The sequence below is a fragment of the Burkholderia sp. 22PA0106 genome, from assembly GCF_047497155.1.
GTDB lineage: Bacteria > Pseudomonadota > Gammaproteobacteria > Burkholderiales > Burkholderiaceae > Burkholderia.
In genome coordinates this window covers 2,005,380-2,031,516 of the sequence record NZ_CP163163.1, presented here as the reverse complement: position 1 = coordinate 2,031,516, position 26,137 = coordinate 2,005,380, and the positions used below count along the sequence as shown (strand labels likewise).

21 protein-coding genes are annotated in these 26,137 nt (G+C 67.7%); 15 read left to right on the top strand and 6 right to left on the bottom strand.

The genetic code is table 11. From position 1 onward, the window contains the following. The first annotated feature begins 2 nt into the window (after positions 1-2). Complete coding sequence (locus tag AB4850_RS23710; RefSeq protein ID WP_414445413.1) at positions 3-2,279, top strand: ATP-dependent DNA helicase; 2,277 nt, start codon at positions 3-5, stop codon at positions 2,277-2,279. 100 nt (positions 2,280-2,379) lie between these two features. On the opposite strand, the gene AB4850_RS23705 is transcribed toward AB4850_RS23710, so the two are convergent. Next, positions 2,380-3,207, bottom strand: coding sequence for an outer membrane protein assembly factor BamD (locus AB4850_RS23705; RefSeq protein ID WP_414445412.1), 828 nt, complete (start codon positions 3,205-3,207; stop codon positions 2,380-2,382). 52 nt (positions 3,208-3,259) lie between these two features. Between AB4850_RS23705 and AB4850_RS23700 the strand changes: the two genes are divergently transcribed. The 6 genes from AB4850_RS23700 (at position 3,260) to phaR (ending at position 10,433) form a co-directional block, all read left to right on the top strand. After that, positions 3,260-4,450 (top strand): RluA family pseudouridine synthase, encoded by a 1,191-nt coding sequence (locus tag AB4850_RS23700; RefSeq protein ID WP_414445411.1) that lies wholly within the window; start codon positions 3,260-3,262, stop codon positions 4,448-4,450. A gap of 5 nt (positions 4,451-4,455) precedes the next feature. Then, on the top strand, positions 4,456-5,301 hold the full coding sequence (gene pgeF / locus AB4850_RS23695) for a peptidoglycan editing factor PgeF (protein ID WP_414445410.1): 846 nt from the start codon (positions 4,456-4,458) through the stop codon (positions 5,299-5,301). A 414-nt stretch (positions 5,302-5,715) separates the two neighbouring features. Then, complete coding sequence (gene phaC, locus AB4850_RS23690; protein WP_414445409.1) at positions 5,716-7,608, top strand: class I poly(R)-hydroxyalkanoic acid synthase; 1,893 nt, start codon at positions 5,716-5,718, stop codon at positions 7,606-7,608. Between the two features lie 103 nt (positions 7,609-7,711). After that, a complete protein-coding gene (locus AB4850_RS23685; protein WP_414445408.1) occupies positions 7,712-8,893 on the top strand; it encodes an acetyl-CoA C-acetyltransferase in 1,182 nt (393 codons plus the stop codon). Between the two features lie 101 nt (positions 8,894-8,994). Continuing rightward, a complete protein-coding gene (locus tag AB4850_RS23680) occupies positions 8,995-9,735 on the top strand; it encodes a 3-ketoacyl-ACP reductase (RefSeq protein ID WP_414445407.1) in 741 nt (246 codons plus the stop codon). Between the two features lie 128 nt (positions 9,736-9,863). Further along, on the top strand, positions 9,864-10,433 hold the full coding sequence (gene phaR, locus AB4850_RS23675; protein ID WP_414445406.1) for a polyhydroxyalkanoate synthesis repressor PhaR: 570 nt from the start codon (positions 9,864-9,866) through the stop codon (positions 10,431-10,433). Positions 10,434-10,522: 89 nt separating this feature from the next. On the opposite strand, the gene AB4850_RS23670 is transcribed toward phaR, so the two are convergent. Continuing rightward, positions 10,523-11,626, bottom strand: coding sequence for a response regulator transcription factor (locus AB4850_RS23670; protein ID WP_414445405.1), 1,104 nt, complete (start codon positions 11,624-11,626; stop codon positions 10,523-10,525). 547 nt (positions 11,627-12,173) lie between these two features. Here AB4850_RS23670 and rimO point away from each other — a divergent pair. The 5 genes from rimO (at position 12,174) to AB4850_RS23645 (ending at position 18,001) form a co-directional block, all read left to right on the top strand. After that, on the top strand, positions 12,174-13,541 hold the full coding sequence (rimO, locus tag AB4850_RS23665) for a 30S ribosomal protein S12 methylthiotransferase RimO (protein WP_414445404.1): 1,368 nt from the start codon (positions 12,174-12,176) through the stop codon (positions 13,539-13,541). Next, positions 13,538-14,476 carry a sugar kinase gene (locus AB4850_RS23660; RefSeq protein WP_414445403.1) on the top strand — a complete coding sequence of 313 codons (939 nt, stop codon included), beginning with the start codon at positions 13,538-13,540 and terminating at the stop codon, positions 14,474-14,476. The genes rimO and AB4850_RS23660 overlap by 4 nt, the downstream gene beginning before the upstream one ends. 254 nt (positions 14,477-14,730) lie before the next feature. Further along, positions 14,731-15,918 (top strand): beta-ketothiolase BktB, encoded by a 1,188-nt coding sequence (gene bktB / locus AB4850_RS23655; RefSeq protein WP_414445402.1) that lies wholly within the window; start codon positions 14,731-14,733, stop codon positions 15,916-15,918. Between the two features lie 34 nt (positions 15,919-15,952). After that, a complete protein-coding gene (locus tag AB4850_RS23650; RefSeq protein WP_414445401.1) occupies positions 15,953-16,585 on the top strand; it encodes a hypothetical protein in 633 nt (210 codons plus the stop codon). A gap of 237 nt (positions 16,586-16,822) precedes the next feature. After that, on the top strand, positions 16,823-18,001 hold the full coding sequence (locus tag AB4850_RS23645; protein ID WP_414445400.1) for a cystathionine beta-lyase: 1,179 nt from the start codon (positions 16,823-16,825) through the stop codon (positions 17,999-18,001). A gap of 97 nt (positions 18,002-18,098) precedes the next feature. Here AB4850_RS23645 and serB read toward each other — a convergent pair whose 3' ends face one another. Both serB and AB4850_RS23635 read right to left on the bottom strand, forming a co-directional pair. Further along, complete coding sequence (gene serB, locus AB4850_RS23640) at positions 18,099-18,944, bottom strand: phosphoserine phosphatase SerB (protein WP_414445399.1); 846 nt, start codon at positions 18,942-18,944, stop codon at positions 18,099-18,101. A gap of 177 nt (positions 18,945-19,121) precedes the next feature. After that, on the bottom strand, positions 19,122-20,084 hold the full coding sequence (locus tag AB4850_RS23635) for a LysR family transcriptional regulator (protein WP_414445398.1): 963 nt from the start codon (positions 20,082-20,084) through the stop codon (positions 19,122-19,124). A 117-nt stretch (positions 20,085-20,201) separates the two neighbouring features. On the opposite strand from AB4850_RS23635, the gene AB4850_RS23630 reads away from it, so the two are divergent. Continuing rightward, positions 20,202-21,218 carry a zinc-binding alcohol dehydrogenase family protein gene (locus tag AB4850_RS23630; RefSeq protein WP_414445397.1) on the top strand — a complete coding sequence of 339 codons (1,017 nt, stop codon included), beginning with the start codon at positions 20,202-20,204 and terminating at the stop codon, positions 21,216-21,218. A gap of 267 nt (positions 21,219-21,485) precedes the next feature. Then, positions 21,486-22,031: a DUF6013 family protein gene (locus AB4850_RS23625; RefSeq protein ID WP_414445396.1), complete on the top strand. Its 546-nt coding sequence runs from the start codon at positions 21,486-21,488 to the stop codon at positions 22,029-22,031. Between the two features lie 25 nt (positions 22,032-22,056). Here the strand turns inward: AB4850_RS23625 and AB4850_RS23620 are convergent, their stop codons facing one another. After that, positions 22,057-22,875: an ABC transporter permease gene (locus AB4850_RS23620; protein ID WP_414445395.1), complete on the bottom strand. Its 819-nt coding sequence runs from the start codon at positions 22,873-22,875 to the stop codon at positions 22,057-22,059. Next, the gene (locus AB4850_RS23615) at positions 22,872-23,621 is read right to left on the bottom strand and encodes an ATP-binding cassette domain-containing protein (RefSeq protein WP_414445394.1); all 750 of its coding nucleotides are present in this window, start codon (positions 23,619-23,621) and stop codon (positions 22,872-22,874) included. The genes AB4850_RS23620 and AB4850_RS23615 overlap by 4 nt, the downstream gene beginning before the upstream one ends. Positions 23,622-23,752: 131 nt before the next feature. Here AB4850_RS23615 and AB4850_RS23610 point away from each other — a divergent pair, with 131 nt between their 5' ends. Continuing rightward, positions 23,753-26,068: an AsmA family protein gene (locus AB4850_RS23610; RefSeq protein ID WP_414445393.1), complete on the top strand. Its 2,316-nt coding sequence runs from the start codon at positions 23,753-23,755 to the stop codon at positions 26,066-26,068. Positions 26,069-26,137 lie beyond the last annotated feature (69 nt).

Below are 26,137 nucleotides of genomic sequence, written 5' to 3'. Positions count from 1 at the left end.
CCGTGAATTCACCGTTAGAAGCATCTGCCGACGCGCGACGCGACGATTCGTCCGCGTCGGCGCCGCGCGCGTCTGCCGCTCAACCGCTCGCGATGCCGAGCCGCAAACGCGTCGGCGAACTCGACGCCATCTTCGGCGAAGGCGGCCTGCTCGCGCGCGCGCTCGACGGGTATCGCCCGCGTGCGTCGCAACTCGACATGGCCCGCGCCGTGGCCGCTGCCATGGAAGCCTCGGCCCGCAAGCTGCCCGAGCCGGAAATTTTCGATGCGCGCAAGCGCCCGGCCCGCAAGCTGCAAGGCGAGGGCGCCGCGGCCGACGACGCGCGCGGCGACAGCGCCCCCGCGGCCGATGACAGTGCCGACAACACCCTGATCGTCGAGGCCGGCACCGGCACCGGCAAGACCTACGCCTATCTCGTGCCGGCCATGCTCTGGGGCGGCAAGGTGATCGTCTCGACCGGCACCAAGCACTTGCAGGATCAGCTGTTCGCCCGCGACATTCCGACCGTGCGCGACACGCTGGCGGTGCCCGTCACGGTGGCGATGCTGAAGGGCCGCTCGAACTACCTTTGCCACTATTACCTGCAGCGCACCGCCGACAGTGGCCGGATGCCGACGCGGCAGGACACGGCTTATCTGCAGGAAATCATCCGTTTCGCCAAGATCACGCGCAGCGGCGACAAGGCCGAACTCGCGAGCGTGCCCGAAACGGCGCCGGTCTGGTCGATGGTCACCTCGACGCGCGACAACTGCCTCGGCCAGGATTGCCCGCAGTACAAGGAATGCTTCGTGATGCAGGCTCGCCGCGAGGCGCAGCAGGCCGACGTGGTGGTGGTCAATCACCATTTGTTCTTCGCCGACATCATGCTGCGCGACACCGGCATGGCCGAACTGCTGCCCAGCGCTAACACGATCATCTTCGACGAAGCGCACCAGTTGCCCGAAACGGCCACGCTGTTCTTCGGCGAAACCTTGTCGACCACGCAGATCCTCGAACTCGCGCGCGACAGCGTGGTCGAGGGCCTCGCGCATGCGCGCGACGCGGTGGAGTGGGTCAAGCTCGGCGCCGCGCTGGAGCGTGCCGCGCGCGATGTGCGGCTCGCGTTCGCCGACACCGGCATCGTGCGCATGTCGCTGGCGCAACTTGGCGACGATCATGCGCTGTTCGCGGCGCTCGACGATGTCGATGCCGCGCTCGACGCGCTCGCATCGGCGTTGGCGAGCCAGTCCGAGCGGGCCGAATCGATCGGCGCTTGCCTGCGCCGCGCTCGCGAGCTGCAAGGAATTCTGGCGGGCTGGGTGGCGCCCGATGCGGCCGCGGCCGTGGCCGCGCAATCCGCCGGCAAGGACAAATCCGCCAAGGCGGACGACGGCGAGCCGGCCGAAGCGAAACTGAAGGACGATCCCGGCGAGAAGGTGCGCTGGGTCGAGGTGTTTTCGCAGACGGTGCAGTTGCACGAAACGCCGCTGTCGGTCGCGCCGATCTTCGCCAAGCAGCGTGCCGGCGTGCCGCGCGCATGGATCTTCACGTCGGCAACCTTGTCGGTGCGCGGTGATTTCGCGCACTACGCGGCGCAGATGGGGCTCAGCTCGCGACGCTCGATGACGCTGCCGAGCCCGTTCGACTATCCGCAGCAGGGGCTGCTGTACGTGCCGCGCGACATGCCGCAGCCGTCGTCGCCGCTGTTTACCGACGCCGTGTTCGATGCGGCGCTGCCGGCCATCGAGGCGGCGGGCGGCGGCGTGTTCATGCTGTGCACCACGCTGCGCGCGGTGGACCGGATCGCCACCAAGCTGCGCGAGACGATCGAGGCGCGCGGCTGGAACCTGCCGCTGCTCGTGCAGGGCGATGCGAGCCGCACCGAGTTGCTCGACCGTTTCCGCGCCTATGGCAATGCGATCCTGGTCGGCAGCCAGAGCTTCTGGGAAGGCGTGGACGTGCGCGGCGATGCGCTGTCGCTGGTCGTGATCGACAAGCTGCCATTCGCGCCGCCGGACGATCCGGTGCTGGCCGCCCGGCTCGATGCGCTCACGAAAAAGGGCTTGAGCCCGTTCGCCGTGCATCAGTTGCCGCAGGCGGTGATTACGCTGAAGCAGGGTGCGGGGCGTTTGATTCGTGCCGAAACCGATCGCGGCGTGCTGATGATCTGCGATACGCGGCTCGTCGACAAACCCTACGGGCGCCGGATCTGGCAAAGCCTGCCGCCGTTCAAGCGCACGCGCGAGATCGACGTCGTGCGCGAGTTCTTCGAGGAAGGCGGGCGCGGAATTCGGCCCTGAGCGGTAACGCCGCTCGTCACGCGCAGAGCGCGGCGCGCGGCGCGCCGCCAATAAAAAACCCGGCCGAGGCCGGGTTTTTTATCGTTGCCCGAGGGCAGGCTCAGAACTGCCACCACGCGCGCTTGGCCGTGCCCGGGCGTGCATGACCCGTGATGTACGGGCTGTCCGGGAACGTGCTGGCGAGCACGCGCTTGGTGTCGTCGGCGAGCTGCGGCTGGTTCAGCTTCGTGTACGACAGCATCATGATGTGCAGTGCGTCTTCGATCGCCGGCGCGTTCTTGTACTGCGTGATCGCGAGCTGCGCGCGGTTGATGGAGGCCACGTAGGCACCGCGGCGGTAGTAGTAATCGGCGGCGTGCACTTCGTGCGAGGCCAGCGCGTTGACGATGTAGCGCATGCGTGCGGCCGCGTCGGGCGCATACTTGCTCTTCGGGTAGCGGTCGACGACGATCTTGAACGCATCGTACGATTCGCGCAGCGCCTGCGGATCGCGCTCGCTCATGTCCTGACCCGAGAAGCGGCCGAACAGGCCCAGGTCGTCGTTGAAGTGGATCATCCCCTTCAGGTAATACGCGTAGGCGATGTCCGGGTGATCCGGGTGCAACTGGATGAAGCGGTTGACGGCCTGGTCGGCGGCGGCGGCTTCGTTATCCTTCCAGTTGCAGTAGGCGACGTTGATCTGCGCCTGTTGTGCGAAATGGCCGAACGGATCGCGGCCTTGCAGCGCCTCGAAGTACTTCGCGCACTTGCCCCAATCGCGGCCGTTCAGCGAATCCTCGGCCTCTGAGTATAATTTGTTGTTCGACCAGGTCGCCGTTTCGTCGGTCTTCTGCGGCAAGCCGTGGCAGCCCGCAATCAGGGCGGCGGCCGCAGCCAGCGCAACCCACGCGGCCACAGGTTTTGCCACGCGTTTGGTCGAAATCATCATGGTGAATGTGGCTCGCATGTCCTAAGCTTTCAGTCTCGGTGACCCAGTCTAAATGACCCGTTCAAGTTCGTTCCGTGCCCAGCCGGGCACGGCAAATAGCGACGATTATAGCCCAAGCGCTACTCCGTCCGACGTATCGGGGAGCGATTCGCTCGACGACGACCTGTCGGGCGAGGGGCTTGTCGCGCCAGCGTCCCCCGCATCCGCCGACGAAGCGCCACGTATCGTCTCGGTTCCCGACTCGCTTGCCGGCGACCGCCTCGACAAGGTGCTCGCGCAATTGTTTCCGGATTTTTCCCGTAACCGCCTGCAAAGCTGGATCGAGGCCGGGCGCGTGCGCGTCGACGGCGCGCCGGCCAAGGTACGCCAGCCGGTGCCGCTCGGCGCGTCGATCGAGCTGGTGCCCGATCTGCTGCCCGAGCAACTCGCGTTCGCGGCGGAACCCGTGCCGCTGTCGATCATCTACGAAGATGACACGCTGGTCGTGATCGACAAGCCCGCCGGCCTGGTCGTGCATCCGGCCGCCGGCAACTGGAGCGGCACGCTGCTCAACGGCCTGCTGCATCGCTACGGCCCGTCCGCGGCGGGGCTGCCGCGCGCCGGCATCGTGCATCGTCTCGACAAGGAGACCTCGGGCCTGATGGTGGTGGCGCGCACGCTGGCCGCGCAAACGGATCTCGTGCGCCAGCTTCAGGCCCGCACCGTCAAGCGGCGCTACTTCGCGCTGGTGTGGGGACGCATGCGCGAGAGCGGCACGATCGATGCGCCGATCGGGCGCGATCCGCGCGAGCGCACGCGCATGGCGGTCGTCACGAGCGCATCGGGCAAGCCGGCGCGCACGCACTTCCGCACCACCGAAACCGTGCTGTGGCAGAACCAGCCCATCTCGTCGATTCACTGCGATCTCGAAACCGGCCGCACGCACCAGATCCGCGTGCATTGCGCGGCGACCGGCCATCCGCTGCTCGGCGATCCCGTCTACGGTCACGCGCGCGGCAAGCGTTCGGTTGCGGCGCTGCCGGGCGGCTTCGCGCGGCAGGCGCTGCATGCCTGGCGGCTCGGCCTGGTCCACCCGGCCACGGGCCGCAACATGCAGTGGCGCTGCGCGCCGCCGGCGGACATCGTCGAGCTGATGGCCGCGCTCGGCTTCGGCGCCGAGGAAGCCGATTTCGACGACGATGACGAAGACGACGATTACGACGGCGAGATCTTCTATGTCTACGACGATCCCGACGAGGACTGATGCGAATGCCCACCACGATGCTGCCGGAACTGAGCTGGGACGACTGCCTGCAACCGGCTTGGCGCGTCTCGCCGCGCGTGCGTGCGCTGGTCTCCACGCGTAACGGCGGCGTGAGCGTCGCGCCCTACGGCCGCTGGTCGGTGGGCGAGGGCGATGCGCCGGGCGGCCTCAATCTCGGCTTTCGTGCCGGGGACGATCCGCAAGCCGTTGCGGCCAATCGCGCACGGCTGCTGGCGTTGACCGGCCGGCCGCGCGCGGCGTGGCTCGAGCAGGTGCACGCCACCACGGTGGTGCGGGCCGATGCGGTGCTGGCGGGCGGGCTCGATGCGCCGCCGGTGCGCGCCGACGCGAGCGTCACCGATGTGCCGGGCGCGGTCTGCGTGGTGATGGTGGCCGACTGCATGCCGGTGCTGTTCTGCGACGAGGCCGGGCGCGCGGTGGGCGCCGCGCACGCGGGCTGGCGCGGGCTGGTGGGCGGCATCGTCGAAAAGACCGCGGCGCAGGTGGCGGAACTGGCCGGCGTCGAGGCGAGCCGGCTGCATGCCTATCTCGGCCCGGCGATCGGGCCGGCCGCGTTCGAGGTGGGCGAGGATGTTCACGCGGCGTTCGACGACGCGGCCACGCCTGACGAGCGCGACGCCACCGCACGCGCATTCGTCGCCATCGATGGCGCACCGGGCAAGTACCACGCCGATCTCTACGCGTTGGCGCGCTTGCGCGCGGCGCGCCTCGGCATGGCGCAGCCGCTGGGCGGCGGCGCCTGCACGCTGACCGAGCGCGAGCGTTTCTATTCGTACCGGCGCGATCGCGTGACGGGCCGCATGAGCGCGATGATCTGGATCGACGGCTGAAGGCGGTGCGACGCGATGCGGGGTGGCGTATCGTGTGCAGGGATACCGGGCGCGCGCTTGGATGCCGATGAGGTTTTTTACTGCGCCCCGTCATAAATGCGATGCCGGATTGCTGCGCCGCGTGACATGCTTGCCGTCACGGAACCCGGATAGGCTGATTCGGCTCCAAGCAAACGTCTGTTGCGCTTGCGGCCGGGCTTTCGGCGGCGATTGCGATGGATTGCCGCCACGTCGCGGCCACGTGCGTTTTCTCCCGCCGCTTCACATGGGGAAAACGATAATGATAAATCTACTGCACTGCGGCAGAATCTGGAAGCCAGCCTCTAACGCGTGACGGCGCGCAGTTTTCGCCGCACGCAGGTTGTTGACGCAGCATGTCCAGATGCACCGCCAGGAATCACCGGTAACGCAGGTATGACAGCACCGAAAAATTCGTCGACTTCCTCACAAGCGGACTCCTCCCCGGGACGCCAGACGGCCGATGCGTCCCAGCCGATGCAGCAGATGTTCCAGACGTGGCTCGACGCATGGGGCCGCTTCGCGGAACCGCTGCGTGCGGCCGCAGGCCAGGCAGCCCAGTCCGCTGCAACCGGCCCGTCTTCCACCCCGTTTCCCTTTCCGTTCGCGATGCCGAAGCCGCCCGAATGGGCTGCCGGTTGGCCGCCTGCCGGCGGCGCGGCGCTCCCCGGCGTGGCCTTGCCGATGGCCTCGGTGCCGCCTGCCAAGCTCCAGCAGTTGCAGGCCGATTACGCCCGCGACAGCGCCGAGCTGTTCCGTCAGGCCGGTTCGGCCCAGCTTGCGTCGCCCGAACTGAAGGACCGCCGTTTCAGCGCCGAGGCATGGAAATCGTCGCCCGCGCACGCCTTCACGGCGGCCTGGTATCTGTTGAACGCGCGATATCTGCAATCGCTTGCCGAGGCGGTCGAGGCCGACCCGAAAACGCGCGAGCGAATCCGCTTTGCGGTGCAGCAATGGACCGCCGCCACTGCTCCGAGCAACTTTCTCGCGCTGAATCCGGAAGCGCAGAAGAACCTGCTCGACACGAAGGGCGAGAGCCTGCGGCAGGGCATCATGAACCTGCTCGGCGATCTCCAGCGCGGCAAGATTTCCCAGACCGACGAATCGCAGTTCGTGGTCGGCAAGAACCTCGCGAGCACCGAAGGCGCCGTGGTGTTCGAGAACGAACTGATGCAACTGATTCAGTACCGGCCTGTTACGTCGACTGTGTATGAGCGGCCGCTGCTGATCGTCCCGCCCTGCATCAACAAGTTTTACATCCTCGATCTGCAGCCCGAGAATTCGCTGGTCGCGCATGCGCTTGCGAGCGGCCACCAGGTGTTCCTGGTGTCGTGGCGCAACGCCGATGCGTCGATCGCCGGCAAGACCTGGGACGACTACACGAACGACGGCGTGCTCGCCGCGATCGAGGCGGCCGGGCAGATCAGCGGGCGCGAGCAGATCAACGCGCTCGGCTTCTGCGTCGGCGGCACGATGCTGGCCACCGCGCTGGCCGTGCTGGCCGCGCGCGGCGAACACCCGGTCGCGTCGATGACGCTGTTGACCGCGATGCTCGACTTCACCGATACCGGCATTCTCGATCTGTTCGTCGACGAGGCGCACGTGCAGATGCGCGAGCAGACCATCGGCGGCAAGAACGGCGCGACGCCGGGCCTGATGCATGGCGTGGAGTTCGCGAACACGTTCTCGTTCCTGCGACCGAACGATCTGGTCTGGAACTACGTGGTCGACAACTACTTGAAGGGCCGCACGCCGGCGCCGTTCGACCTGCTGTACTGGAACAGCGATTCGACGAGCCTGCCCGGCCCGATGTACGCGTGGTATCTGCGCCATACGTATCTCGAGAACCGCCTGCGCGAGCCCGGTTCGCTGACGGTGTGCGGCGAGGAGGTCGACCTGACGCGCATCGACGTGCCCACCTTCATCTACGGCTCGCGCGAGGATCACATCGTGCCGTGGCAAACCGCCTATGCGTCCACCTCGCTGCTGACGGGGCCGCTGCGCTTCGTGCTCGGCGCGTCGGGCCATATCGCCGGCGTGATCAATCCGCCGGCCAAGAACAAACGCAGCTACTGGACGTTCGATTCGCCCGACGCGAAGGAGCTGCCCGAACACGCGCAGGACTGGTTCGAGGCGGCCACCGAGCATCCGGGCAGTTGGTGGCCCGAATGGATCGATTGGCTCGATCAGTACGGCGGCCGCAAGACCAAGCCGCGCGCCACGCTCGGCTCGGCGCAGTTTCCGGTGATCGAGCCGGCGCCGGGCCGCTACGTGATGGTGCGCAATTGACGCAGGGACATTGACGGATCGTGGCAGGCGGCGCACGCTCGCCGTCTGTCTTTCGGCATTTTTCAACTGAGCGGGCCGCGGTGCGGGCCTGGAGGATGTGGACATGACTGATGTAGTGATCGTATCGGCCGCGCGCACCGCGGTCGGCAAATTTGGTGGTTCGCTGGCCAAGCTGGCTGCGCCGGAACTCGGCGCCACGGTGATTCGCGCGCTGCTCGAACGCAGCGGCCTCGCGGCGGACCAGATCAGCGAAGTGATTCTGGGCCAGGTGCTGACGGCCGGCTCGGGTCAGAACCCGGCGCGTCAATCGGTGATCAAGGCCGGCCTGCCGACCGCGGTGCCGGGGCTGACCATCAACAAGGTGTGCGGTTCGGGCCTGAAGGCCGTGATGCTGGCCGCCAATGCCGTCATCTCGGGCGACGCCGACATCATCATCGCCGGTGGCCAGGAAAACATGAGCGCCGCGCCGCACGTGCTGCCGGGCTCGCGCGACGGCTTCCGGATGGGCGATGCCAAGCTCGTCGACAGCATGATCGTGGACGGCCTGTGGGACGTCTACAACCAGTACCACATGGGCATCACGGCCGAGAACGTCGCCAAGGAATACGGCATCTCGCGCGAAGCGCAGGACGAATTCGCGGCGCTGTCGCAGAACAAGGCGGAAGCCGCGCAAAAGTCCGGCCGCTTCGACGACGAAATCGTGCCGGTCGAGATCCCGCAGCGCAAGGGCGATCCGATCCGCTTCGCCACTGACGAATTCGTGCGCCACGGCGTGACGGCCGATTCGCTGTCGGGCCTCAAGCCCGCGTTCTCGAAGGAAGGCACGGTCACGGCCGCCAACGCATCGGGCCTCAACGACGGCGCGGCCGGCGTGCTCGTGATGTCGGCCAAGAAGGCCGAAGCGCTCGGCCTTACGCCGATCGCGCGGATCAAGGCTTACGCGAGCGCCGGTGTCGATCCGAAGGTGATGGGCATGGGCCCGGTGCCGGCGTCGCGTCGCTGCCTGGAGCGCGCGGGCTGGTCGGTCGGCGATCTCGACCTGATGGAAATCAACGAAGCGTTCGCGGCACAGGCGCTCGCCGTCCATCAGCAGATGGGCTGGGACACCTCGAAGATCAACGTGAACGGTGGCGCGATCGCGATCGGTCACCCGATCGGCGCGTCGGGCTGCCGGATTCTCGTCACGCTGCTGCACGAAATGCAGAAGCGCGATGCCAAGCGCGGCCTGGCCTCGCTGTGCATCGGTGGCGGGATGGGCGTGGCGCTGGCGGTCGAGCGTCCGTAATGCTGGGCGGAGCGCGTCGGGAGCGCGCGCTCCGCAGTTAGCGGCAGACGAACAAGGCGGCGCTCTTCGGCGCCCCGACAACGATAAATGGAGTGTTCAGCATGACTCAGCGTATTGCTTACGTGACCGGCGGCATGGGCGGCATCGGAACCGGCATCTGCCAGCGCCTGCACAAGGTGGGCTTCCGGGTGGTGGCGGGCTGCGGCCCGAACTCGCCGCGTCGTGCGAAGTGGATCGAGGAACAGAAGGCGCTCGGTTTCGATTTCGTCGCATCCGAGGGCAATGTCGGCGATTGGGAATCGACCAAGCTGGCGTTCGACAAGGTCAAGGCTGAAGTCGGCGAAGTCGACGTGCTGGTCAACAACGCCGGCATCACGCGCGACGTCGTGTTCCGCAAGATGACGCTGGACGATTGGCAGGCCGTGATCGACACGAACCTGACGAGCCTGTTCAACGTCACGAAGCAGGTCATCGACGGCATGGTCGAACGTGGCTGGGGCCGCGTCATCAATATTTCGTCGGTGAACGGTCAGAAGGGCCAGTTCGGCCAGACCAACTATTCGACGGCCAAGGCCGGCATTCACGGCTTCTCGATGTCGCTGGCGCAGGAAGTGGCCACCAAGGGCGTGACCGTCAACACGATCTCGCCGGGCTATATCGGCACCGACATGGTCAAGGCGATCCGCCCGGACGTGCTCGAGAAGATTGTCGCCACGATTCCGGTGCGCCGTCTCGGTTCGCCCGACGAAATCGCCTCGATCGTCGCGTGGCTCGCGTCGGAAGAATCCGGCTTTGCGACGGGCGCCGATTTCTCGCTGAACGGCGGCCTGCACATGGGCTGAACGCCGCGCGCGCGGCCGGGCCGGCCGCGTGCACGGGTTCGACGGAGATTCCGAGTGCGTTTCGGGCAGCCGCACGTTGCGGCGCCGGAACGTTGTCATCGCGCCGTTTCGGCGCTCACAGGTGTTCCATGACTACTACAAAGAAGACTGCCGAACGACTCATCAAGAAGTACCCGAATCGTCGGCTGTACGACACCGAAACGAGCACGTACATCACGCTTGCCGACGTGAAGCAGCTCGTGCTCGAGCAGGAGGATTTCAAGGTCGTCGATGCGAAGAGCAGCGAAGATCTCACGCGCAGCATCCTGCTGCAGATCATTCTCGAAGAGGAAAGCGGCGGCGTGCCGATGTTCTCGTCGTCGATGCTCTCGCAGATCATCCGTTTCTACGGGCACGCGATGCAGGGCATGATGGGCACGTACCTGGAAAAGAACATCCAGGCGTTCATCGATATCCAGAACAAGCTGTCGGATCAGTCGAAGGGTCTCTACGATTCCAATGCGATGAATCCCGAAGTCTGGTCGCAATTCATGAACATGCAGGCGCCGATGATGCAGGGCATGATGACCAGCTACATCGAGCAGTCGAAGAACATGTTCGTGCAGATGCAGGAACAGATGCAGACTCAGGCGAAATCGATGTTCAGCACGTTTCCGTTCAAGCAGCCGACGCCGACCGACGGTTCCGAGAACAAGTAACTGCGCGATGGGCCGCCAGGTGGCGGCCCGCGCGACCAAACTGCCCGCCTTTGTGCGGGCCGTTTGCTTTTGGGGGTGGCCGCTTGCGCTCAGGCGGCGTCTTCGCGGTAATCCGAGTTGGTTTCGACTTCGTGCAGACGCCGTCCACCCTGGCGTTTCAATGCACGCAGTTCGAGCGTGACCTCGCAGTACGCGTCGCGCAGTTTGCGCAATTGCTCCTCGGCATCCTGGCGCTGCCGCAGCAGGTTTGCCAGATCGCGGTGATCATCGGCCGGGAGGCTGTCGGAGCGCGTCGTGGGCGGGCCGTAGGCCACGCTCATCGCCGAGTTCGGGGCGGGTGACGCGAGGGCCACCCGCGCCGTATCTTGTGCTGCAGCGGGACGGAATGGCGCGAGGGTGAGGGCCGGGCCGGCTGTCGCGCCAGCCGCCAGCGGGCTGTCCTGCGAGCGATCGGGCCGGTGCGCCGTGGCGTGCTCGTCCGGCTCATCGGCCATGTCGGCCGCCGCCGGTTCCGGCAGATTGATCAGGCAGCGATAGCCATAGCCATACAGCGACGTGATCTCGCAGCCATGCGTGCCATCAAGCTGCAGCTTCTTGCGGATTCGGCTGACGTGGGTGGCGACGGTACGCGTATCGATATCGTTTTGCAGCTTCCAGATCCGGTTCAGCAGCGTCTCGTGCGAGATCAGTTGATCGGGATGACGAAAGAAATAGGTGGCGAGCTCGAATTCCTTGCGTGTGAGGTTCACGGCCTCGCCATGCAGGCGGACCTTCGACGCCTTCACGTCGATCGCGTAGGCACCGAAATCCACCAGTTCCTCGGGCTCGGTCGCGTGACGCAGCGCAACGGTGACGATGCGCGACTGCACCTCGGCTTCGCGTGCGGGGCGCACCAGATAGTCGTCGGCGCCGGCCTTCAGCGCGTCGGCCGCCTGATGCCACGCTTCGCGCGCCATCATCGCGATCACCGGCATATGCCATTCGAAATGCTGGCGTACCCAGGCGATCAGGTCCATGCCGCCGATGTCGGGCAGCGCGACATCCACCATCAGCAATTCGAAATCGGTGCGCCGCAGCGCGTTGAAGAACGCGTTCCCCGTCTTGAAGCATTCGGGTTGGTGCCCGCCATTGCGCAACCAGAGTTCAAGTTGCCTGGCTTGATTGGCCGGACCGCCGAGAATAGCGACTTTCATCGGTTCTCGCCTCGTTCGGTTTATTGATTCGGTTAAGGACAGGCCCCGAGCGAGGGAGGCCGTTTAAAGCAGTATCCCGTGCACTTTCCGAAACTTGAGTCGTAATTTGTAACAAAAAGATACAACGCGTTGCGTGCATCAGACCCTGAAATTTCCCACGAAAATTTTGAGTAATTTAATTGGTATGAATAATTGTGTGGCCCTGTAAGAACTGGCTGTGAGCCATGGTGGTGGTGGCAGGTACGTCTGTTGCGCCGCGGCACGGGGCGTCTGGCGTAGCAATCGCACCTGTTCGGGACGCTGTAACGAATCGTTGCAGTCTCAGGCAGAAATAACAGGGGTGGATACGGCGAGGGGGAAGCGGGCGGCGGTTTGTTCGAACCCGGTCGCGTGCTGGCGCAAGTTCCACCGCGTGGCGCCTGGGCGGGTTTTCGGGTGGTTCCGCCGGCGTGAGCCAATGGCGCCGGCACCGCTACCGATTTTGAATCGCCGGGGTCTAAATCACTGTAAACTCTCGCCTTTGCGCCACACCCCATACCTATTCCAGATGTCCCATACCCCGAAAGTCGGATTTGTCAGCCTCGGATGCCCGAAAGCGCTGGTCGATTCCGAGCAAATCCTCACCCAGCTCCGCGCCGAAGGCTACGAGATTTCCGGCACCTATGACGGCGCGGACCTCGTGGTCGTCAACACCTGCGGCTTCATCGACGATGCCGTGCAGGAAAGCCTCGACGCGATCGGCGAAGCGCTGACCGAGAACGGCAAGGTGATCGTCACCGGCTGCCTCGGCGCGAAAAAGAGCGCGAGCGGCGCCGGCCTGATCGAGGAAGTCCACCCGAAGGTGCTGGCCGTGACCGGCCCGCACGCGCTCGGCGAAGTCATGCAGGCGGTGCACAACCACCTGCCGAAGCCGCACGATCCGTTCGTCGACCTCGTGCCGGCCGCCGGCATCAAGCTCACGCCGCGCCACTACGCCTATCTGAAGATTTCCGAAGGCTGCAACCACCGCTGCACGTTCTGCATCATCCCGTCGATGCGCGGCGACCTGGTGTCGCGCCCCGTCGCCGAGGTCATGCTCGAAGCGGAAAACCTGTTCAAGTCGGGCGTCAAGGAACTACTGGTGATCTCGCAGGACACCAGCGCCTACGGCGTGGACGTCAAGTACCGCACGGGCTTCTGGAACGGCCGCCCGCTCAAGACGCGCATGACCGAGCTGGTCGCGGCGCTCGGCGAGCTGGCCGCGCAATACGGCGCGTGGGTGCGCCTGCATTACGTGTACCCGTACCCGCACGTCGACGAAATCATCCCGCTGATGGCCGAAGGCGCGTATCGCGGCCATGTGCTGCCGTATCTCGACGTGCCGTTCCAGCACGCCGATCCCGAAGTGCTCAAGCGCATGCGCCGCCCGGCGAACGCCGAAAAGGTGCTCGACCGCGTGCGCAAGTGGCGCGAGATCTGCCCGGACCTGACGATCCGCAGCACGTTCATCGCCGGCTTCCCGGGCGAGACGGAAGCGCAGTTCGAAACGCTGCTCGACTTCATCCGCGAGGCGGAACTCGATCGCGTCGGCTGCTTTGCCTACTCGCCGGTGGAAGGCGCGACGGCCAACGAACTCGGCGGCGCGTTGCCCGACGAGGTGCGTGAGGAGCGCCGCGCGCGCTTCATGGAAGTGGCAGAGGAAGTGTCGGCGGCGCGCATCGAGCGCAAGGTCGGCCAGACGCTCAAGGTGCTGATCGACGAAGTGAACGCCGACGGCGGCATCGGCCGCACGTCCGCCGACGCGCCCGAAATCGACGGCGTGGTGTACGTCGACCCGGTGCAGGGCGGCAAGCGCTACAAGGTCGGCGATTTCGTGTCGGTGAAGATCACCGGCGCGGACGGCCACGACCTGTGGGGCGAGGTCGGCGCGGCATGACGCAGGCGTTGTCCGCACCATCGCCCGCCATCCTCGCGTTCGGCGAGGCGATGGTCGAATTCAACCAGTCGCAGCCCGGCTCGCCGCAGTATCTGCAGGGCTTCGGCGGCGACACCTCCAATTTCTGTATCGCGGCGGCCCGCCAGGGCGCGCATACCGGCTTCGTGTCGGCGGTCGGCCAGGATCATTTCGGCCGGCTGCTGCTCGACCTGTGGCGGCGCGAGCAGGTGGATACGGCGTTGGTGCGCATCGACGCGGCCGCGCCCACCGGCGTGTATTTCGTCTCCCACGGCGAGCACGGTCACGCATTCGACTATCTGCGCGCGGGCTCGGCCGCGAGCCGCTACGCGCCGGGCGATCTACCGCTCGACGCGATCGCGGCGGCGCAGGTCATCCATCTTTCCGGCATCAGCTTCGCGATCAGTGCGAGCGCCTGCGATTCCGCATTCGCGGCAATCGACCATGCGCGCGCGAACGGCGTGCGCGTGAGCTTCGACACCAACCTGCGGCTCAAGCTCTGGCCGCTGGCGCGTGCCCGCGCGGTGATGATGGAGGCGCTGCGCCGCACCGACATCTGCCTGCCGAGCTGGGACGACGTGACGCTGCTGACCGGCCACGAGCAACGCGACGCGATCGTCGATGCGCTGCTCGACTGTGGCCCGGCCGTGGTGGCGCTGAAGCTCGGCAAGGAAGGCGCCTACGTCGCGACGCCCGACGAGCGCCGCGTCGTGCCCGGCTTCGCCGTGGACGCGCTCGATGCGACCGGCGCGGGCGACTGCTTCGGCGGTGCGTTCGTCGCGCGGATCGTCGCGGGCGACGATCCGTTCGAGGCCGCGCGCTACGCGAATGCGGCCGCCGCGCTGTCCACGCGTGGCTACGGCGCGGTCGCGCCGATTCCCGATGCGGACGCGGTCCGTGCCTTGTTGAACGGCTGAGCGGCGGGCTGGCCGAGCGGCTGCCGAATGGCCGGTTGACTGAGCGGCTGACTGAGCGGCTGACGAAGGGCCGAATAACCGTCTGACGGAAGGGCCTGATTGAAAGACCCGACTCGGCCAGTCGCCGAACGGCCGATCCGCCCGCCGTCGCGACCTGCCGGCTGCCGGGCCCCCGCCGTCGAGGGAATCCTCGATTGCCGCGCCCGGCATCCGTATTACCCTGCGGATCACTCACAAACGACATCGGAGGCAACATGCAACGCGAAGTGGTGGTGGTCAGCGGGGTGCGTACCGCAATCGGCGGGTTCGGCGGCAGCCTCAAGGATTTCTCGCCGACGCAGCTCGGCGCGCGCGTGGTGCGCGAAGTGCTCGATCGCGCGGCGCTGAAGGGCGACGAGGTCGGGCACGTGGTGTTCGGCAACGTGGTGCATACCGAGCCGAAAGACATGTATCTCGCCCGCGTCGCGGCGATCGACGGCGGCATCGCCCAGCACACGCCGGCGCTGACGGTGAACCGCTTGTGCGGCTCGGGCCTGCAGGCGATCGTGTCGGCGGCGCAGGCCGTGCTGCTCGGCGATGCCGAGATCGCGGTGGCCGGCGGCGCGGAAAACATGAGCCGCGCGCCGTACACGATGCCGGCCGCGCGCTTCGGCCAGCGCATGGGCGACGCGAAGATCATCGACATGATGCTCGGCGCGCTCCACGATCCGTTCCAGTCGATCCACATGGGCGTGACGGCCGAGAACGTCGCGGCCAAATACGGCATCACGCGCGAGGCGCAGGACGCGCTCGCGCTCGAATCGCACCGTCGCGCCTCGCACGCCACGAGATCCGGTTATTTCAAGAGCCAGATCCTGCCGATCGAGATCGGCTCGAAGAAGGGCACGGTCCTATTCGATACCGACGAGCACGTGCGTCACGATGCGGCCGCCGAGGATTTCAGCAAGCTGCGCCCGGTGTTCGCGAAGGAAAACGGCACGGTCACGGCCGGCAACGCATCGGGCATCAACGACGCGGCCGCGGCGGTCACGCTGATGGAGCGCCGCGTGGCCGAGGCGCGCGGCCTGAAGCCGCTCGCGCGGCTGGTGTCGTATGCGCATGCGGGCGTCGATCCCGCCTACATGGGGATCGGCCCCGTGCCGGCCTCGCGCAAGGCGCTGGAGCGGGCAGGCATCGCGGTTGCTGATCTCGATGTGATCGAGTCGAACGAGGCATTCGCGGCGCAGGCCTGCGCGGTGGCGGCCGAACTCGGTTTCGATCCGGCTCGCCTCAATCCGAACGGCTCGGGCATCTCGCTCGGCCATCCGATCGGCGCGACGGGCGCGCTGATCACGGTCAAGGCGCTCTACGAACTGCACCGCGTCGCGGGCCGCTATGCGCTCGTGACGATGTGCATCGGCGGCGGGCAGGGCATTGCCGCCGTGTTCGAGCGCATGGACTGATTTCAATTCCCCGGTAAAAAAGGAGTACCCCGACGTGGCAGCAGCAAGCCGAATCCGATTCCTTCGACTCCACCTCGCGGCGGCGTTGACGGCCGCGCTGGCGGCCGGCGCGGTGCATGCGCAAACGTCGCAGCCGTCCCGCCAGCCGGCCGCGCCGGCTACCTCGGGCGCCTCGACGACCGCCGCCGCGGCGGCAGCAGCGGCCGCGCCGCCCGAGCGTGACGACACGGCGCCGGCCAAGCCGTTGAAGCCGGACCCGGCGCTCGAAAAGCTGCCCGGCTACGAAGGCACGCTCGGCGGCCGCGCGATCGTCGTGCATCTCGGCCCGAAGGCGAATGGGTCGGGCGTGCACGGCGAATACCGCTACGTCGATACGGGCCAGGTGATCCTGCTCGCGGGCGACCGCGACGGCGACATGCTCGAAATCGAGGAGTCGAACGACGGCACCAACATCACGGGCGTCTGGACGGGGCACTTCGACGCGTCGGGCGCGCTGTCGGCCGACCGCATGAACGCCGACGAATCGGACCCGCAGCCGGTCGTGCTGAATCCGTCGGCGTCTGCCAAGGCGGCCCACGGCGCGGCAGCGCCGGCCGCTTCGGCCCCGGCGGCCCGCTCGCCGGGGCGTCCGGTCGGCGGCGTCGGCAATCTCTCGACCGGCGGCTGATTCAACGCCGCATACCGTCTCGGTCATCCCCCGTCGGGCCTCGCCGCGCAGCGTACCGCGCCGCGAGGCCCGATGCTTTTCGACGATGGCCCATGACGTACATGACGTACCGGGCGGCCGTCCGGGCACCGGCTCGGCACGCCCGCCGCCGACTGTACCGGGCCAAGCCGCGCGAATCGGGCTACCCTGTGCGGACCGTTTTTCACCACGCGGCCCATCCGGCCCATCGCTTCCGACATGACCGATACCCCTCAGCAACGCGCGCTCCAGACCCGCATCGTCCAGCCCGAAGGCGAACTGCCGCCCGGTTGGGCGTCGTTCGTCACGCCGGTGGCGCGCGCCTCGACCGTCGTGTTCCCCGATCTCGCCACGATGCGCGCGCTCGACTGGCGCGAAGACAACGCCTGGCGCTACGGCCTGCACGCCACGCCCACCTCGCTCGAACTGGCGCGCCAGCTCGCCGTGATCGAAGGCGGCGCGCATACGCTGCTGCAGCCGTCGGGGCTCGCCTCGATCACGAACGTCTACTTCGGCATCACGAAGGCCGGCGACGACGTGCTGATCCCGCACAACATCTACAACCCGAACGCCGACCTCGGCAACTGGCTGGCCCAGGATTTCGGCCTCGGCGTGCGCTATTACGATCCGCTGATCGGTGCGGGCATCGCCGAGCTGATCCGCCCCGAGACCAAGCTGCTGTGGCTCGAAGCCCCCGGCTCGGTGACGATGGAAGTGCCCGATGTGCGCGCGCTCACGGCGGTGGCGCGCGCGCGCGGCGTGGTGACGGCCATCGACAATACCTATTCGGCCGGCCTCGCGTTCAAGCCGTTCGAGCACGGCGTCGACATCTCGGTGCAGGCGCTGACCAAATACCAGTCGGGCGGCAGCGACGTGCTGATGGGCGCGACGATCACGGCCGAACGCGCGCTGCACGAGCGGCTCAAGCTCGCGCGCATGCGGCTCGGCATCGGCGTGTCGGCCGACGATTGCTCGCTCGTGCTGCGCAACCTGCCGAACATGAAGGTGCGTTTCGAGGCGCACAGCCGTACCGCGCTGTCGCTTGCGAAGTGGCTCAAGACGCGCCCCGAAATCGCCACCGTGCTGCATCCGCAATTGCCCGATTGCCCGGGCCACGAAGCGTTCACGCGCGATTTCACGGGCGCGGGCGGTTTGTTCTCGGTGGTGTTCGATGCACGCTACAACGCTGCGCAAATCGACCGTTTCGTCGAGGCGCTGGAACTGTATGCGATCGGCTGGAGCTGGGGCGGCGCGCACAGCCTGGCGATGCCGTACGACGTCGCGGCGATGCGTCCGAGCTGGACGCAGGGCACGCTGGTGCGTTTCTATATCGGCCTGGAAGACGAAGCCGACCTGCGCGCCGACATCGAACGCGCGTTCGCGGCGACGCTCGGCTGAACGCAGTCGAATAGAACGAACCGGCTGTCGTCAAAAACGAAACAGCGCATCGGCCGCTCGGGCCGATGCGCTGTTTTCACGTGCGTCGCCGATGCGTTCAGAACAGGCGCAGCAGCCCGTCCAGCCCGACGTAATCGAACGCGACGCTGGCCGCTTCGCGCACCACCGGCTTGGCGCGGAACGCCACCGACAGGCCGGCCGTCGCCATCATCTTGAGATCGTTGGAGCCGTCGCCCATCGCGATCGCGCGCGAGGTGTCGATGCCGAGCGCGGCGCAGGTTTCGCGCACCGTGCGCGCCTTCACCTCGGCGTCGACGATCTCGCCGACGACCTTGCCGGTCAGCTTGCCGTCGACGATCTCGAGCGTGTTCGCGTAAGTGAAATCGAGGCCGAGGCGCGCCTTGAGCCGCTCGGTGAAGAACGTGAAGCCGCCCGACACCAGCAGCGTCTTCAGGCCCGCGGCCTTTGCGCCGGCCAGCATTGCCTCGGCGCCCGGCGACAGTTGCAGGCGCTCGTCGTACACGCGCTCCAGCGCGCTCGCATCGAGCCCGGCCAGCAGCGCCACGCGGCGCGTCAGGCTTTCGTTGAAATCCTTGATCTCGCCGCGCATCGACGCTTCGGTGATCGCCGCGACCTGTTCCTTGAGGCCGCAGAACGCGGCGATTTCGTCGATGCACTCGATCGTGATCAGCGTCGAATCCATGTCCATCGCCAGCAGGCCGAAATCGGCGAGTTGGCGGCCCGCGTCGACGAACGCGTAATCGAGGCCGTGCGTGCCGCAGTACACCGAAATATCGGGCTGCTGGGCCGGCTTGGCGTCGTCGAAACGGATCGCGTGATCGTCGATCGTCACGAGGCGGGTGCCGCGCGACAGCGCGAACAGCGTTTTGTGATGGGTGGGGGACAGCGGCGCGGGGCTTTGAATGACGAGATTCGTGGTCATGACGTGTCGCGTGGGACGAAAGCGGCGCGGCCAGGCGCGCCGGAAGAGGCCGTATTGTAGCCGGTCGGCATGACCGCCCGGCCGGTTTCGGCGGGGGGCTTCGGTCAGGCATCGGCCCGGCGTGCGGGTCCCATCGGTCCGACATCGGCGCGACGTCGGTCCACGATCAGCCCGCGATCACCGCGACCCGCCGGGTGGATCGCGATCCCAATAAGGCGGATCGCCGAAGTGCTCGGCGATGAAGTCGATGAACGCGCGCAGCTTGAGCGGCACGAACGCGCGGCTCGGGTAGACGGCCCAGATCGCCGACGGCTCGGCCAGCGGGTAATCGGCGAGCACCGGCACGAGCGAGCCGTCGCGCAGGTTCGGCCCGACATCCCAGGTGGATTTGACGGCGATGCCGAAGCCGTCCACCAGCGCCTCGCGGATCGCCTCGCCGTTGCTGGCCACCAACCGGCCGCCCACGCGCACCGTCAGCGGCCCGGCCGGCGTTTCGAAGGCCCAGTCGCGCTGCTCGCCGAGCACCACGCATTCGTGGCGCGCCAGCTCCGCCGGGTGATGCGGCGTGCCGTGCGCGGCCAGATAGGCCGGCGAGGCGCACACCGTGCGCCGGTTGACGGCCAGCCGCCGCGCCACCAGCGTCGAATCGCGCAGCGCGCCCACCCGGATCGCGACGTCGATGCCCTCGTCGACCAGATCGATCACCTCGTCGGACAGCCGCAGGTCGAGCGACACCTGCGGATAGCGGCGCAGGAACGCGGGGATCACCGGCGCGACGTGCTGCCGCCCGAACGACGACGACATCGACACGCGCAGCCGCCCTTGCGGCTCGGTGCGGGCGCGCCCGACCGCCGCGCGCGCGGCCTCGGCGGCGTCGAGCAGCGCCTGGGCGCGCGAGAGGAACAGCTCGCCGTCCTGGGTCAGCGTGACGCGGCGCGTCGTGCGGTGCAGCAGCCGCGCGCCGAGCTGGCGTTCGAGCTGGGCGAGCCGGGCGCTGGCGACCGTCGCCGACACGCCGAACTCGCGGCCCGCCGCCGACACGTTGGCGAGCAGCGCCGCGCGCACGAACAACGCCACGTCGAGCAGATCGAGCGGCTTGTCGGGGGCGGCGGCAGGGGAAGTGCTCGTTGCATCGCTCATTATCAGGAAAACCCAAAAAATGTTTCCTGGATTATGTCGGTTTTTCGGATGGATCGGGCCGCGTAGGATCTCGTCATCGATGCACGACGCTGCATCCGACCCAACCCGGAGAACCGCATGAAAGCCATTGCCCTGACCCGTTACCTGCCGATCGACGATCCGCAATCGCTCGTCGACGTCGATTTGCCCAAGCCCGAAGCCACCGGCCGCGACCTGCTCGTCAAGGTCGAGGCGATCTCGGTGAACCCGGTCGACACCAAGGTGCGCGCGCCCAAGGACAAGGTCGAGACGGCCCCGCGCGTGCTCGGCTGGGACGCGGCCGGCACGGTGGCCGCCGTCGGCCCGGACGTGACGCTGTTTCGTGTGGGCGACCCGGTGTACTACGCCGGCAGCATCACGCGCCCCGGCGCGAACAGCGAATTCCATCTGGTCGACGAGCGGATCGCCGCGCTGAAGCCGGCCACGCTCGATTTCGCCGAGGCTGCCGCGCTGCCGCTGACGGCGATCACGGCGTGGGAAGCGCTGTTCGACCGGCTCAAGGTGTCGCCGCAGGGCCGCGACGCCGGCAAATCGGTGCTGGTGATCGGCGGCGCGGGCGGGGTCGGCTCGATCGGCATCCAGCTCGCGAAGCAACTGGCGCAACTGAAGGTGATCGCCACCGCGTCGCGCCCCGAATCGGCGCAGTGGGTGCGCGAGCTGGGCGCCGATCACGTGGTGGACCACTTCGGCGATTTGCCGGCGCAAGTCCGCGCGGCCGGCTTCGAGTCGGTCGATTACGTGCTGATCTTCAACGATACGGACCGCCATTTCCCGGCCGCCGCCGAGATCGTCAAGCCGCAGGGCGCGATCTGCTCGATCGTCGAGAACGCCAAACCGGTGCCGGTCGAGCTGCTGAAGGCCAAGAGCGGCGCGTTCCATTGGGAATTCATGTTCACGCGCGCGATGTTCGGCACGCCCGACATGGTCGAGCAGCACAAGCTGCTGACCGAGGTGGCGCGGCTGGTCGATGCCGGCACGCTGCGCGGCACGGTCGGCCAGCAGCTCGGCACGATCAACGCGGCCAACGTGCGCGAGGCGCATCGCCTGCTCGAAGCCGGCCGCGCGATCGGCAAGCTGGTGTTGAGCGGGTTCTGACGGGAAGCCGGGTGGCGACGGCGCCGATGACGCCGTCGCCACCGGTTGCACACGGCGGCCGCCACGGCAATGCGTGGCGGCCGCTGCCGTTTACGGCCCGCCGCCGGGATCGAACCGTCCTGCAACCCGCGCGCATGCTGCGCCGCCGCACCGGCAAACCCGCCGAATGCGTCGCTTGCGACTAGACTGGATAACCGCGTGCATCGTGTCGTGCCATCGCCATCACAACCAGGCGCCGCCTTGGCGTCGAGACCTCAGGAGGACAGCATGAGCCTGCGCAATCCGTCCGTCGTCGTCTGCTTCGCCGCGCTCGCGGCAATCGCCAGCACTGCCGCGCACGCGGCGCCGCCCGTCGAGGGCAGCAACAGCGGCGGCAACGACGGCCAGCTGCAGTACACGGTGAAGGTGGATTCGAAGCGCTTCGGCGCGTCGCAGGAAACGCGCAAGATCCGCTCGGGCGAGACCGACGACTTCAACTGGAAATCGGTGCCGCCGAGCGGCGCGGTCGCGATGCCGGATGGCTGCCCCGATACCGATTCCGCCCCGCGCGACGCCAACGGCGCGATGGTGCGCCAGACCCAGGTGCGGCTCGCGCCGTCGGTCGACGCCAAGGGCATGGCGACCGTGCAGGTCAGCTTCCAGGCCAGCGCGCCCGACGGCAGCGTGGCCGTCACGGCCGGCGGCAAGACGCTGCAGTGCCCGAAGGCGGTCACCGTCAGCGAGGTCAAGCGCGTGTCGATCTCGACCCGGGGCGGCGCGAAGACCCTCGCGATGCGCGACGGCACGCACGTGACGGTGTCGATCCAGCCGTGAGTGCCGGGCGGTGACGCGTCGGGCGTTACCGCGCGCGCTTGCGCGGCTTGCGCTCGATGAGCCGGTGCGCGAGAAAGCGCTGATCGGCCGAGAACAGCCGGCGATAGGTCATCAGCACCGCGCCGACGGTGCCGAGCGCCGAGGCCGCCGCGATCAGGAACATGATCACGATCTGATAGCGCACCGCCTGCAACGGCGGCTGGCCGGCCAGCACCTGGCCCGTCATCATGCCGGGCAGGCTGACGATGCCGACCACCGCCATCTGGTTCAGCGTCGGCATCATGCCGGCGCGCACCGCTTGCCGGGCCGCTACCTGCGCGGCTTCCCAGCGCGTCGCGCCGAGCGCGAGCGCGGTTTCGATGCGGTCGCGGCGCGCGGTCAGCTCGCCCGTCATCCGCTCGACGCCGAGGCCCACGCCGGTCAGCGCGTTGCCGAGCATCATGCCGAGGATCGGAATCGCGTATTGCGGCTCGTACCACGGATGGATGCGGATCACGACGAACAGCCCGATCGCGCCGACCGCCCAGGTGCCGGCCCAGATCGACACGATGCTGTCGATGCGCTGGCCCGCGTAGGTGCGCTCGCCGCGCCCCGCGCCCGCGAAGCCGGCCACCAGCGTCATCAGCATCATCAGCGGCAGCACCACGTACCAGCGCGGGTTGCCGAATACCCAGCCCAGCACGTAGCCGATCGCCAGCAACTGCACGACGGTGCGCACGGCGGCCAGCGCGAGCTGGCGGCCGAGGCCGAGCGACAGCGCGAACGACAGCGCGCCGTTGATCGCCACCAGCGCGGCGGCGATCGCCACGTCGCCGAGGCTCAGGTCCTGCAGCACGGGGCTCATTGCGTGGCTCCGGGCGCGTGCCGGCTTGCGGCGGACGGCTTATCGATGCCGCGGCCGCGGTCGCCTTCGTCTTCACCGAGCACGCCCGCGCGCATCGTCACGTGGCGCGTGCCGACGCGCGCGGCCTGCGCCGGATCGTGCGAGATCCACAGGTACGCGCGCGCCTCGGGCGCGGCTTCGAACCAGGCCTGCACGAGCGCCTCGATCGCGTGCGCCGATTCGGGGTCGAGCGCCGAGGTCGGTTCGTCGAGCAGCAGCACGTCGGGATCGAGTTGCAGCACGCGCAGCAGCGCGGCGATCTGCGCCTCGCCCCCGGACAGCTCGCTCGCCGCCTTGTCGAGGAAATCGTCGGCTCGGCCCGCGCGGCGCGCCAGATCGACGGCGCGCGCGCGGTCGAAACGCACATCGCGATACACGGCCAGCGAGTACGGATAGCGCAGGATGTCCTCGACCACGCCGGCATCGGTCACGGCGGGCCGCTGGCGAACATAGGCGACGCTGCGGCGGTACTGCGTGATCGATGCACGCGCAACCAATGCGCCGCGCCAGCGCAATTCGCCGCCGTCGAGCGGATCTAGCAGGGCGAGCGCGCGCAGGAACACGCTCTTGCCCGAACCGGACGGGCCGGTGACAGCAATGCGCATGCCCGGCTCGACGAGAAAATCGGTGGGTGCGACCAGATCCCGCTTGGCGACTGGGTCGCGGCGGGTCAGGCCGCGGGCTTCGATCAGGCCGGCAGATGTCATAGATGCAAGAAAAGGTAAATGGGGCTGGGGTGCCGAAGCGCGGTGCCATAATACCGAAACCTGAGCTTGAGTCGTTCCGCCAAGGCTGTGCGGCCGATTGCTCGTCTCGAAAAGAAAAACTGGAGCCCGGCATGACGCTTACCCGAGTCATCGGCAAATCGGCGGCCTGGATCGTCGGCATCCTCGTAGTGCTGATCGCCGCGCTCGTCGTCTTCGTTCTGATGTTCGACTGGAATCGCGCGCGCCCGTACATCAACGAGCGCGTCAGCACCGAGATCGGGCGGCCGTTCGCGATTCAGGGCGATCTCAAGGTAGGCTGGCGCCGCCCCGAGGGCGAAACCGGCTGGCGATCCTGGGTGCCCTGGCCGAGCTTCACGGCCAACAACATCGTGATCGGCAATCCGGACTGGACTCAATCCCCGCATTTCGCCTCGCTCGACGCCGCGCATTTCGATCTCGCCGTGCTGCCGCTGCTCGCGCATCGCGTGGTGATTCCGTCGATCGACATCGTCAATCCCGCGATCGACATCGAGCGGCTCGCCGATGGCCGCAACAACTGGACGTTCTCCATCAAGCAATCGGGCCAGCCGTCCACCTGGAAGGTCGAGCTGCACAACTTCGGGTTCGCGAAGGGCAACGTGACGTATCGCGACGCGATCACCAAGGCCGATCTGAACGTGGCGATCGACACGCTCGGCCAGCCGATCCCGCTCGGCGACGTGCTCAAGCAGCAGGAAGCCACCTCGCGTGCCGCGTCAGCGCAGCGCGTCGGCAAGGCCGGGGCCGCGCAACTGACGAAGAAGATCGAGGCGGCATCGGCGGCGGAAGCGGCTTCGGCTGCTTCGGCGGCATCCGCCGCGCAGGCCGATTCGGGGGCTTCCGGTGTTTCGGGTGCGGCAGCCGCATCCGGCCTTACGGCGGCAGCCTCGTCCGGCTCCATCGCCACCGCATCGTCCGCCGCGAGCCCGGCTTCGGCCGCCAGCGCCGCCGCCGCGCGTCCGCCCGCGCCGACCTACGCGTTCGGCCTGGTCGTCAAGGGCCGCTACAAGGGCGTGCCGATCTCCGGCACCGGCAAGATCGGCGGCGTGCTCGCGCTGCGCGACGCGGCCCAGCCGTTCCCGCTGCAGGCCGACGTCAAGGCCGGCGACACGCGGCTCGCGATCGTCGGCACGCTGACCGACCCGATGCGACTGGCCGCGATCGACCTGCGGCTGTGGCTGCAGGGCACCAGCATGTCGCATCTGTACGCGCTGACCGGCGTGACGTTGCCCGACACGCCGCCGTACGCCACCGAGGGCCGGCTGATCGGCCAGTTCCGCCCGAACGCCAGCACCTTCCGCTACGAGAATTTCGACGGCCGCGTCGGCGGCAGCGACCTGCACGGCACCATGACGTTCGCGCAGCGCTCGCCGCGACCGCTGCTGTCGGGCGAACTGGTGTCGAACCTGCTGCAGTTCTCCGATCTCGCGCCGGTCGTCGGCGCCGACAGCGCCGCCAGCAAGCGTGCGCGCGGCGACACCTCGAAGCAGCCGTCGGACCGCGTGCTGCCGGTCGAAGCGTTCCGCACCGACCGCTGGAAGGCGCTCGACGCCGACGTGAAGTTCACCGGCCGCAAGCTGATCAAGAGCAAGAGCCTGCCGATCACCGATCTCTACACGCATGTCGTCATGCAGGACGGCGTGCTGGCGCTCACGCCGCTGCGTTTCGGCGTGGCGGGCGGTACGCTGTCCACCGAGGCGCATCTCGACGGCAGCGGCACGCCGCTGAAGGGGCGCTTCACGGTGTCGGCGCGGCACCTGAAGCTCAAGCAGTTGTTCCCGAGCGACAAGGTGATGCAATCGGCGCTTGGCGAGATCAACGGCGACGCGACGCTCGCCGCGCGCGGCAATTCGCCGGCCGCGCTGGCCGCCACCTCGACCGGCGAGGTCAAGGCGCTGGTCACCGACGGCGCGATCAGCCGCCTGCTGATGGAGGCGGCCGGGCTGAACGTGGCGAACGTCGTCTACGAAAAGCTGTTCGGCAACCGCGACGTGAAGATCAATTGCGCCGCCGTCGATTTCGTCGCCAACGACGGGCTGATGAATTCGAAGCTGTTCGCGCTCGACACCGACGACGCCGTGATCCGCGTGGACGGCAACGTGAACCTGCGCGACGAGGGCATGGACCTGCAGATCCACCCGCAGACCAAGGGCTTCCGCGTGTTCTCGCTGCGCTCGCCGCTCTACGTGAAGGGCACGTTCAAGAACCCGAAGGTGGGCGTGAATGTGGGCGCGCTGGCCCTGCGCGCGGGGGCGGCGGTCGGCCTCGGCCTGCTCAACCCATTCGCGGCGCTGATTCCGCTGATCGCGCCGAGCCACAACCGCGACGTGCCGTGCTCGGAGCTGTTCTCGCAGCTCAACGCGCCGGCCGCGAAGAAGGCGGCTGCTGCCGCGACCTCGAAGAAGTAAGCGGCGGCGGGCAAGGCGGGCGGGGCGCACCGGCTCCGCCGACCCCGCCGGCCGGCCGTCCACGGGGCC

What these genes read in the sequence shown, in the direction of transcription:
- AB4850_RS23705 (WP_414445412.1), bottom strand. Translation starts at nt 3,207, where the DNA reads ATGATGATTTCGACCAAACGCGTGGCAAAACCTGTGGCCGCGTGGGTT.
- AB4850_RS23700 (WP_414445411.1), top strand. Translation starts at nt 3,260, where the DNA reads ATGACCCGTTCAAGTTCGTTCCGTGCCCAGCCGGGCACGGCAAATAGC.
- pgeF (WP_414445410.1), top strand. Translation starts at nt 4,456, where the DNA reads ATGCCCACCACGATGCTGCCGGAACTGAGCTGGGACGACTGCCTGCAA.
- phaC (WP_414445409.1), top strand. Translation starts at nt 5,716, where the DNA reads ATGACAGCACCGAAAAATTCGTCGACTTCCTCACAAGCGGACTCCTCC.
- AB4850_RS23685 (WP_414445408.1), top strand. Translation starts at nt 7,712, where the DNA reads ATGACTGATGTAGTGATCGTATCGGCCGCGCGCACCGCGGTCGGCAAA.
- AB4850_RS23680 (WP_414445407.1), top strand. Translation starts at nt 8,995, where the DNA reads ATGACTCAGCGTATTGCTTACGTGACCGGCGGCATGGGCGGCATCGGA.
- phaR (WP_414445406.1), top strand. Translation starts at nt 9,864, where the DNA reads ATGACTACTACAAAGAAGACTGCCGAACGACTCATCAAGAAGTACCCG.
- AB4850_RS23670 (WP_414445405.1), bottom strand. Translation starts at nt 11,626, where the DNA reads ATGAAAGTCGCTATTCTCGGCGGTCCGGCCAATCAAGCCAGGCAACTT.
- rimO (WP_414445404.1), top strand. Translation starts at nt 12,174, where the DNA reads ATGTCCCATACCCCGAAAGTCGGATTTGTCAGCCTCGGATGCCCGAAA.
- AB4850_RS23660 (WP_414445403.1), top strand. Translation starts at nt 13,538, where the DNA reads ATGACGCAGGCGTTGTCCGCACCATCGCCCGCCATCCTCGCGTTCGGC.
- bktB (WP_414445402.1), top strand. Translation starts at nt 14,731, where the DNA reads ATGCAACGCGAAGTGGTGGTGGTCAGCGGGGTGCGTACCGCAATCGGC.
- AB4850_RS23645 (WP_414445400.1), top strand. Translation starts at nt 16,823, where the DNA reads ATGACCGATACCCCTCAGCAACGCGCGCTCCAGACCCGCATCGTCCAG.
- serB (WP_414445399.1), bottom strand. Translation starts at nt 18,944, where the DNA reads ATGACCACGAATCTCGTCATTCAAAGCCCCGCGCCGCTGTCCCCCACC.
- AB4850_RS23635 (WP_414445398.1), bottom strand. Translation starts at nt 20,084, where the DNA reads ATGAGCGATGCAACGAGCACTTCCCCTGCCGCCGCCCCCGACAAGCCG.
- AB4850_RS23630 (WP_414445397.1), top strand. Translation starts at nt 20,202, where the DNA reads ATGAAAGCCATTGCCCTGACCCGTTACCTGCCGATCGACGATCCGCAA.
- AB4850_RS23625 (WP_414445396.1), top strand. Translation starts at nt 21,486, where the DNA reads ATGAGCCTGCGCAATCCGTCCGTCGTCGTCTGCTTCGCCGCGCTCGCG.
- AB4850_RS23620 (WP_414445395.1), bottom strand. Translation starts at nt 22,875, where the DNA reads ATGAGCCCCGTGCTGCAGGACCTGAGCCTCGGCGACGTGGCGATCGCC.
- AB4850_RS23615 (WP_414445394.1), bottom strand. Translation starts at nt 23,621, where the DNA reads ATGACATCTGCCGGCCTGATCGAAGCCCGCGGCCTGACCCGCCGCGAC.
- AB4850_RS23610 (WP_414445393.1), top strand. Translation starts at nt 23,753, where the DNA reads ATGACGCTTACCCGAGTCATCGGCAAATCGGCGGCCTGGATCGTCGGC.